9 protein-coding genes and 1 riboswitch are annotated in these 8,928 nt (G+C 39.5%); all 9 genes read left to right on the top strand.

Annotated features, from left to right (window positions below):
• Window positions 1-166: 166 nt before the first annotated feature.
• The 9 genes from POF52_RS23460 (at window position 167) to purF (ending at window position 8,928) form a co-directional block, all read left to right on the top strand.
• On the top strand, window positions 167-367 hold the full coding sequence (locus POF52_RS23460; RefSeq protein ID WP_271995306.1) for an NETI motif-containing protein: 201 nt from the start codon (window positions 167-169) through the stop codon (window positions 365-367).
• 84 nt (window positions 368-451) lie between these two features.
• Window positions 452-553: riboswitch (purine riboswitch) on the top strand.
• A 129-nt stretch (window positions 554-682) separates the two neighbouring features.
• Window positions 683-1,171: a 5-(carboxyamino)imidazole ribonucleotide mutase gene (gene purE / locus POF52_RS23455; RefSeq protein WP_013055034.1), complete on the top strand. Its 489-nt coding sequence runs from the start codon at window positions 683-685 to the stop codon at window positions 1,169-1,171.
• Entirely contained in the window at window positions 1,164-2,309 is a 1,146-nt protein-coding gene (purK, locus tag POF52_RS23450) for a 5-(carboxyamino)imidazole ribonucleotide synthase (RefSeq protein WP_271995304.1), read from the top strand. Before purE ends, purK begins: the two co-directional genes overlap by 8 nt.
• The gene (gene purB, locus POF52_RS23445) at window positions 2,306-3,598 is read left to right on the top strand and encodes an adenylosuccinate lyase (protein WP_271995302.1); all 1,293 of its coding nucleotides are present in this window, start codon (window positions 2,306-2,308) and stop codon (window positions 3,596-3,598) included. The genes purK and purB overlap by 4 nt, the downstream gene beginning before the upstream one ends.
• Before the next feature lie 74 nt (window positions 3,599-3,672).
• Window positions 3,673-4,380: a phosphoribosylaminoimidazolesuccinocarboxamide synthase gene (gene purC, locus POF52_RS23440; RefSeq protein ID WP_271995301.1), complete on the top strand. Its 708-nt coding sequence runs from the start codon at window positions 3,673-3,675 to the stop codon at window positions 4,378-4,380.
• A 7-nt stretch (window positions 4,381-4,387) separates the two neighbouring features.
• On the top strand, window positions 4,388-4,639 hold the full coding sequence (gene purS, locus POF52_RS23435) for a phosphoribosylformylglycinamidine synthase subunit PurS (RefSeq protein ID WP_013055038.1): 252 nt from the start codon (window positions 4,388-4,390) through the stop codon (window positions 4,637-4,639).
• Window positions 4,636-5,322 (top strand): phosphoribosylformylglycinamidine synthase subunit PurQ, encoded by a 687-nt coding sequence (gene purQ, locus POF52_RS23430; RefSeq protein ID WP_013055039.1) that lies wholly within the window; start codon window positions 4,636-4,638, stop codon window positions 5,320-5,322. Before purS ends, purQ begins: the two co-directional genes overlap by 4 nt.
• On the top strand, window positions 5,306-7,537 hold the full coding sequence (gene purL, locus POF52_RS23425; protein WP_013055040.1) for a phosphoribosylformylglycinamidine synthase subunit PurL: 2,232 nt from the start codon (window positions 5,306-5,308) through the stop codon (window positions 7,535-7,537). The genes purQ and purL overlap by 17 nt, the downstream gene beginning before the upstream one ends.
• Window positions 7,513-8,928, top strand: coding sequence for an amidophosphoribosyltransferase (gene purF, locus POF52_RS23420; protein WP_013055041.1), 1,416 nt, complete (start codon window positions 7,513-7,515; stop codon window positions 8,926-8,928). Before purL ends, purF begins: the two co-directional genes overlap by 25 nt.

Here is an 8,928-nt window from a genome sequence, read left to right as displayed (position 1 = left end):
AAATAAAAAGACTAGTCATTCAATGACTAGTCTTTTTTGTTTCTAAAAATTACAGCGTGAATTTAACTTTTAAATTATGTTACACTATAGTGGATTCATTTAATTTTTTATTATAAAAGTTCTTTTTGACGTTGTAAGAAACTTCTTTCAAACTGGAGGCTGCATTTTGGGTAAGAAATCAAAAAAAGTACTATACGAATTACAGGAAAATGAAACAATCGCAAGTTGTTTAGATCGGATGAAAAAAGATGGGTATATGCCCGTTCGACGCATGGAAAAGCCTATCTTTGAAGAAAAAGAAATAAATGGTAAAAAAGAGTGTGTTCCGGTAAAGCAACAGATTGTTTTCGAAGGGAAAAGTCTCTAAATACGAACATTTTAATGATAAAAATAGTAAATATTCGATTTTTAGGTTGACTTTTTTCCGGTTTGGCTGTTATTATTAAGTTGTCAATTGAGATATCCGAAACCTCATATAATAGTGGGAATATGGCCCACGAGTTTCTACCCGATGACCGTAAATCATTGGACTATGAGGAGAGTACAATTACTAAATAGGTAAACATGATTCCTTTTCAAAAGGAATGTTGATACATGAAACCTAGGGTAGTTGTGGCTTTCCTTTAGTGAGCCATAACTTTACCCTAGGTTTTTTTATAACGTGAAAAAGGAGCTTTTATTCATGAATGTAAAAGTTGCTGTTGTAATGGGCAGTCAGTCAGACTGGAGCACTATGAAATATGCGTGTGACATTTTAGATGAATTAAATATTGAATATGAAAAGAAAGTTGTATCAGCACATCGAACGCCGGATTATATGTTTGAGTACGCTGAAACTGCTAAAGAACGAGGGATTAAAGTTATTATTGCTGGCGCTGGTGGCGCTGCTCACTTACCTGGTATGATTGCTGCAAAAACAATTTTACCTGTAATAGGTGTACCGGTTAAATCAAGTAACTTAAACGGTTTAGATTCACTTTTATCGATTGTTCAAATGCCAGGCGGCGTACCGGTGGCTACAGTAGCGATTGGAAAAGCTGGTTCTACGAACGCTGGCCTGCTAGCAGCACAAATCTTAGCAACACAGGATCCAACGTTAAGTGATCAACTTGAAAATCGTAGAGAGTCTATTAAATCATCCGTGTTAGAAAGTAGTGATCAACTTGTCTAATTTACTTATACCTCCTGGTAAAACAATTGGAATCGTAGGCGGTGGACAGCTAGGAAGAATGATTGCACTATCTGCTAAAGAAATGGGTTATTACATTGCAGTGCTTGAACCAACAGAAGATTCTCCTTGCGGTCAAGTAGCAGATATTAAAGTCATTGGCAACTATGATGATAGAAAAGCGGTTGAACAGCTTGCTGAAGTGTCAGATGTCATCACCTATGAATTTGAAAACGTTGATGTTGAGATGATGAAATGGCTAGAAACAAAATGCTACGTGCCACAAGGCAGTCATTTACTAGCCGTTACACAAAATCGTCGTTTAGAAAAAGAAATGATTACAAAGCTTAATCTAGACGTTCCTGATTACGCAATCGTTACGACTGAAGAAGAACTTTTAAAAGCTGTTGAAACAATTGGTTATCCATGTGTCGTAAAAACTTGCCGAGGCGGATATGACGGTAAAGGGCAAGTTCTAGTGAAAAATGAGAATAATATTTGTGAAGCAGCTGAGCTATTAGCACAGTCGGAATGCATTGTAGAACAGTGGATGAACTTAGATAAAGAAGTATCAGTTATTGTACACCGCAATGCAAAAGGCGAAACGGTATGTTTACCAGTAGCTGAGAACATTCATAAGCATCATATTTTGCACCAAACGATTGTTCCGGCACGTATTACAGCAGATCAAGAAGCGAAAGCTCTTCAATATGCGCAAGAAATAGCAAAAGGATTAGATTTAGTTGGTACATTAGCAGTTGAGATGTTCCTAACTGAAGAAGGTCAGCTTTATATAAATGAAATGGCACCTAGACCTCATAATTCAGGTCATTATTCAATCAATGCTTGTGATCTTTCTCAATTTCAGCAGCATGTAAGAGCCATTTGTAACTGGACCCTAGCACAACCGACTTTATTAAAACCTGCTGTTATGGTTAACCTATTAGGGGAACATATTGAGAACACAATGGCAAAAATCGAATGTTTAGATGATATGCACTTGCATTTGTACGGAAAAAAAGTTGCAAAAGAGAAGAGAAAAATGGGACATATCACGGTATTAGCTGATAAGATAGATGAGGCGATAGAAAAAGCCGAATCTCTAGGAATTTGGGAAAGAACGGAGGAAGTAACAACATGATTGAACGTTATACAAGACCAGAAATGGCAGCTATTTGGACAGAAGAAAATAAATTTAAAGCTTGGTTAGAAGTTGAAATTCTAGCTTGCGAAGCATGGTCAGAATTAGGACATATTCCGAAAGAAGATGTAAAGTTAATTCGTCAAAATGCATCTTTTGATATTAACCGCATCAATGAAATTGAACTAGAAACGCGTCATGACGTAGTAGCTTTCACTCGTGCAGTATCTGAAACGCTTGGTGAAGAGCGCAAGTGGGTACACTACGGTTTGACTTCAACTGACGTAGTTGATACAGCTCTATCTTATTTATTAAAGCAAGCTAATGAAATCTTGCTAAGTGACGTAGAGCGCTTTGTAGAAGTACTAAAGGAAAAAGCTCAAGAACATAAGTATACGGTTATGATGGGACGTACGCACGGTGTACACGCTGAGCCAACGACATTTGGTTTGAAAATGGGATTATGGTACGAAGAAATGAAGCGTAACCTAGCGCGTTTAAAACGTGCTGCAGCTGAAGTGGAATTCGGTAAAATGTCAGGAGCAGTTGGAACATTCGCTAACATCGATCCTTTCGTTGAAAAATACGTATGTGAGAAATTAGGAATTTCACCAGCACCAATCTCTACGCAAACATTACAGCGTGACCGTCATGCACACTATATGTCAGTACTAGCGTTAATTGCGACATCTATTGAGAAATTTGCAGTAGAAGTTCGCGGTCTTCAAAAGAGTGAAACACGTGAGGTTGAAGAGTACTTTGCAAAAGGTCAAAAAGGTTCATCTGCAATGCCTCATAAACGTAATCCAATCGGTTCTGAGAACGTAACGGGACTTGCTCGCTTAATTCGCGGCTATATGGTTACAGCTTATGATAATGTACCGCTTTGGCATGAGCGTGACATCTCTCATTCATCGGCAGAGCGTGTCATCTTACCTGATGCAACGATTGCTTTAAATTACATGTTAAATCGTTTTGCAAACATTGTTAAAAACTTAACAGTATTCCCTGACAACATGAAACGCAACATGGATCGTACACTAGGATTAATTTACTCACAGCGTGTACTGTTAACACTAATCAATAAAGGCATGGTACGCGAAGAAGCATACGACTTAGTACAGCCAAAAGCAATGGAAGCATGGGAAACGCAAGTTCCTTTCCGTTCTTTAATTGAAGGCGAAGAGCGCATTACTCGCCACTTATCACCAGAAGAGATTGAAGATTGCTTCGATCATAAGCACCATTTAAAAAATGTAGATATGATTTTTGAACGTTTAGGTCTTTAATAAAAAAGGCAAGGCACGTCCTTGCCTTTATCTAAGAAAGTGTATCTGAATATTCTGTATGTAGAGGTGACGGCATGGAAAAGCAAGAGTTACTTTATGAAGGAAAAGCGAAAAAAATTTACGCTACTGATGAGCAAGATGTATTGTGGGTTGCTTATAAAAATGAAGCTACAGCATTCAACGGTCAGAAAAAAGCGGAGATTAACGGAAAAGCACAGTTGAACAATCAAATTAGTAGTTTACTATTTTCAATGTTACATGAGCAAGGGATTACAACTCACTTTGTGAAGCAGCTTTCAGATCATGAACAAGCGGTTAAGAAAGTAGAAATTGTCCCGCTTGAAGTTGTTGTACGAAATGCTACAGCAGGAAGCCTTGCGAAGCGAATTGGCGTAGAAGAAGGTATTCGTTTTGAACAGCCAATCGTTGAACTTTACTACAAAGATGATGCGCTTGGTGATCCATTAATTCTTGCAGAACATGCGATTTTCCTTAAAGCTGCAACTCAAGAAGAGATTGATAGTTTAAAGGCACAAGCACTTCAAATCAACGAAATATTATCGAAATTTTTCAAAGATAAAGATATTTTCTTAGTGGATTTTAAATTAGAATTCGGCCGTACTTCTCAAGGCGACATTATTTTAGCGGATGAAATTTCACCTGACACTTGCCGCTTCTGGGATGTTCATACGAACGAAAAATTAGATAAAGATGTATTCCGCAGAGATTTAGGCGGTTTAACAGAAGCATACGAAAAAATCTTACAGCGAATCGGAGGATAACCCAACCATGTATAAAGTAAAAGTATTTGTCACATTAAGAGAAAGTGTATTAGACCCTCAAGGAGTAGCCGTTAAAAATTCATTGCACCGTATGTCTTATGAAGAAGTAGAAGAAGTACGCATCGGTAAATTTTTAGAGCTAACAATCGACAGCACAGATTCATTAGATGAACGAGTAAAAGAAATGTGTGAAAAGCTTTTAGTTAATACAGTAATTGAAGATTACCGTTACGAGGTTGAGGAGGTTGTCGTACAGTGAAATTTGCTGTAATTGTTTTTCCAGGATCAAACTGTGACGTCGATATGTATCATGCTATCAAAGATGAGCTTGGTGAAGAAGTAGATTACGTTTGGCACGATACAGAATCATTAGATCAATATGATGGTATCTTGCTTCCAGGTGGTTTCTCATATGGAGATTACCTTCGTTCAGGTGCTATCGCTCGCTTCTCAAATGTAATGGACGCTGTAAAAAAAGCAGCAAGCCAAGGAAAGCCAGTACTAGGTGTATGTAATGGATTCCAAATTTTATTAGAAGCAGGATTACTACCAGGTGCTATGCGCCGTAATGAAAACTTAAAATTCATCTGTAAAACAGTGAATTTGAAAGTAGCTAATAACGAAACAATGTTTACAAATGCTTATGGCAAAGATGAAGTAATTGCTATTCCAGTGGCACACGGTGAAGGCAACTACTATTGTGATGAACACACGTTACAAAAATTGATTGAAAACAACCAGATTCTTTTCCAATACGCAGGTGATAATCCAAATGGAAGTCTTCAAGATATTGCAGGGATTACGAACGAAACAGGCAACGTATTAGGAATGATGCCTCACCCAGAAAGAGCGGTAAGCGATCTTTTAGGAAGCGCGGACGGACTTAAATTATTTCAATCAATCGTAAAGCAGTGGAGGGAACAAAATGTCGTTACTTCTTGAACCAAATGTAGAGCAAATTAAAGAACAAAAGTTATATCGAGACATGGGATTAACAGACGAAGAGTTTGCGAATGTAGAGCAACTGCTTGGTCGTACTCCTAATTATACAGAAACAGGCTTATTCTCTGTTATGTGGTCAGAGCACTGCAGTTATAAAAACTCTAAGCCTGTACTGAAAAAATTCCCTATCACGGGTGAAAAAGTATTACAAGGTCCTGGTGAAGGAGCTGGTATCGTTGATATTGGTGACAACCAAGCCGTTGTATTTAAAATCGAAAGTCATAACCATCCATCAGCGATTGAACCTTATCAAGGAGCAGCAACTGGTGTAGGTGGTATCATTCGTGACGTCTTTTCAATGGGAGCAAGACCGATTGCACTTTTAAACTCTTTGCGTTTTGGTGAATTAACATCTCCAAAGGTTCGTCATTTGTTTGAGGAAGTAGTAGCGGGAATCGCGGGTTACGGTAACTGTGTAGGAATCCCAACAGTAGGCGGAGAAATTCAGTTTGAAGCTTCATATGAAGGAAATCCGCTTGTTAACGCTATGTGTGTGGGTTTAATTAATCACGAAGATATTCAAAAAGGTCAAGCTAAAGGCGTTGGCAACACGGTTATGTACGTAGGAGCAAAAACAGGCCGCGACGGCATCCACGGCGCAACATTTGCTTCTGAAGAACTATCTGATCAGTCAGATGAAAAACGTCCTGCTGTACAAGTAGGAGATCCATTTATGGAAAAGCTTCTTCTTGAAGCTTGCCTAGAACTTATCAAGTGTGACGCTTTAGTCGGTATTCAAGATATGGGTGCTGCGGGCTTAACAAGTTCTTCAGCAGAGATGGCAAGTAAAGCGGGTTCTGGTATTGAAATGAACCTTGATCTTGTACCTCAGCGTGAAACAGGTATGACACCATATGAAATGATGCTTTCAGAATCTCAAGAGCGCATGCTCATCGTTGTTGAAAAAGGCCGTGAAAATGAAATCGTAGAAATCGTAGAAAAATACGGATTAGAAGCTGTTTCAGTTGGTCACGTAACCGACGATAAGCGCCTTCGTTTAACTCATAACGGAGAAGTAGTAGCAGATGTTCCTGTAGATGCATTAGCAGAAGATGCACCGGTATACCACAAGCCATCTCAAGAACCAGCATACTATCGTGAGTTCCAAGAGCAATCAGCATATGCTCCTACTGTTGAAAATCACAGTGATATGTTAGTAACACTTTTAAAACAGCCTACTATTGCAAACAAAGAGTGGGTTTACAACCAATATGACTATCAAGTACGTACAAACACAGTTGTATCTCCTGGATCTGATGCGGCGGTTGTTCGTGTACGTGATACAAATAAAGCATTAGCGATGACAACAGACTGTAACTCTCGCTATTTATACCTAGACCCAGAAGTAGGCGGCCGTATTGCAGTAGCAGAAGCTGCTCGTAACCTTGTATGTTCAGGTGCACAGCCTCTTGCAATTACAGACTGCTTAAACTTCGGTAACCCTGAAAAACCAGAAATCTTCTGGCAAATTGAAAAAGCAACAGACGGTATGAGCGACGCTTGCCGTGAGCTATCGACTCCGGTTATCGGCGGTAACGTATCTCTTTACAATGAAACAAAAGGTGAAGCAATTTACCCAACTCCTGTTATCGGAATGGTTGGTTTGATCGACGATATCAACCATATTACAACTCAATATGCGAAGCAAAAAGATGACTTAATCTATGTTATTGGTAAAGCTGAAGCAGAATTCGCAGGTACTGAGCTTCAAAAAGTACTAGAAAACGGTACGGTATTTGGGCATTCACCTAAATTAGATTTAGCAGTTGAAAAAACACGTCAAGATCAGCTTCTTCAAGCAATTCGTGAAGGCGCAGTTCAATCTGCTCACGATATTGCAGAAGGAGGATTCGCGGTAGCCCTAGCTGAAAAAGTGATGAACGGCAGCGGATTAGGTGTGGACGTAACGGTAGACGGCGAAGCAACAGCAGAGCTATTCAGTGAAACACAATCACGTTTTATCGTAACGGTTTCTCCAGAGAATAAAGAAAAATTCGAAATGCTTGTACAAGATGTAACATTAGTAGGACGCGTAACAGAAGACGCAACATTAACTGTTAAACATCAAGAAAATGTTCTTGTTCAATTATCAGTTGAAGAATTAACTACTGCTTGGAAAGGAGCGCTTCCATGCTTGCTGAAATCAAAGGCTTAAACGAAGAATGTGGCGTATTCGGTGTATGGGGACATGAAAATGCAAGCCAGATTGCTTATTACGGTTTGCATAGCTTGCAGCACCGCGGACAAGAAGGCGCTGGTATTGCTGTAACAGACGGAGAAAAAGTGACAGTAATGAAAGGTGTCGGTCTTGTTAACGAAGTATTTGGCCACGGAGAGTTAGAGCAACTAAACGGTAAAGCAGCAATTGGACACGTTCGTTATGCAACAGCTGGAGGCGGAGGGTTTGAAAATGTTCAACCCCTTCACTTCCGCTCTCATAGCGGAAGCCTTGCGTTAGCTCATAATGGAAACTTGGTTAATGCAAATGCATTAAAGCATCAGCTGGAAAACCAAGGGAGTATTTTTCAATCAACATCAGATACAGAAGTACTTGCTCATTTAATTAAACGAAGCGGCTATGAAGATATGAAAGATAAAGTAAAAAATGCTTTATCCATGGTTAAAGGCGCATACGCATTCGTTATCTTAACAGAAGATACGATGATGGTTGCACTTGACCCTCACGGATTGCGTCCGTTATCAATTGGACGATTAGGTGATGCCTATGTAGTAGCTTCTGAAACATGTGCGTTTGATATTGTTGGAGCAGTTCATGAGCGTGATGTAGAGCCGGGTGAATTACTCATTATTAACGATGAAGGTATTCAATCAGAACGTTTCACATTAAACGTAAACCGCGCAATTTGCAGTATGGAATATATTTATTTCTCAAGACCAGACAGTAATATTGATGGAATCAATGTTCACTCTGCTCGTAAAAACCTTGGGAAACAACTTGCAGTTGAGTCACCGATTGAAGCAGACGTTGTAACAGGCGTTCCCGATTCAAGTATTTCAGCAGCCATCGGTTTTGCAGAACAGTCAGGAATTCCATACGAATTGGGTTTAATTAAGAATCGATACGTAGGCCGTACGTTCATTCAGCCTTCACAAGAATTGCGTGAACAAGGTGTAAAAATGAAGCTGTCTCCTGTACGTAAAATTGTAGAGGGTAAACGTGTTGTCATGGTAGATGACTCTATCGTTCGCGGCACAACAAGCCGTCGCATTGTTCGTATGCTTCGAGAAGCAGGAGCAACTGAAGTACATGTACGCATCAGTTCACCCCCTATCAAAAATCCATGTTTTTATGGAATTGACACGTCGTCATCCTCTGAGCTAATTGCTGCTACGCGCTCTGTTGAAGAAATTCGTGAATTGATTGAAGCTGATTCACTTGTTTTCTTAAGCAACGAAGGGTTAGTAGATGCAATCGGCAGACAGTATGAAGGCAACGGCGGACAGTGTATGGCATGTTTCACTGGAAAGTATCCAACTGAAATTTATCCAGATACTGTACACCCTCATGAAAAGGTAACTTGTTAG

The sequence above is a fragment of the Priestia sp. AB genome (assembly GCF_028369225.1).
In the GTDB taxonomy this organism is placed as follows: domain Bacteria; phylum Bacillota; class Bacilli; order Bacillales; family Bacillaceae_H; genus Priestia; species Priestia megaterium.
The sequence above is the reverse complement of the archived record's forward strand: the minus strand, read 5'-3'. Positions and strand labels throughout refer to the sequence as shown.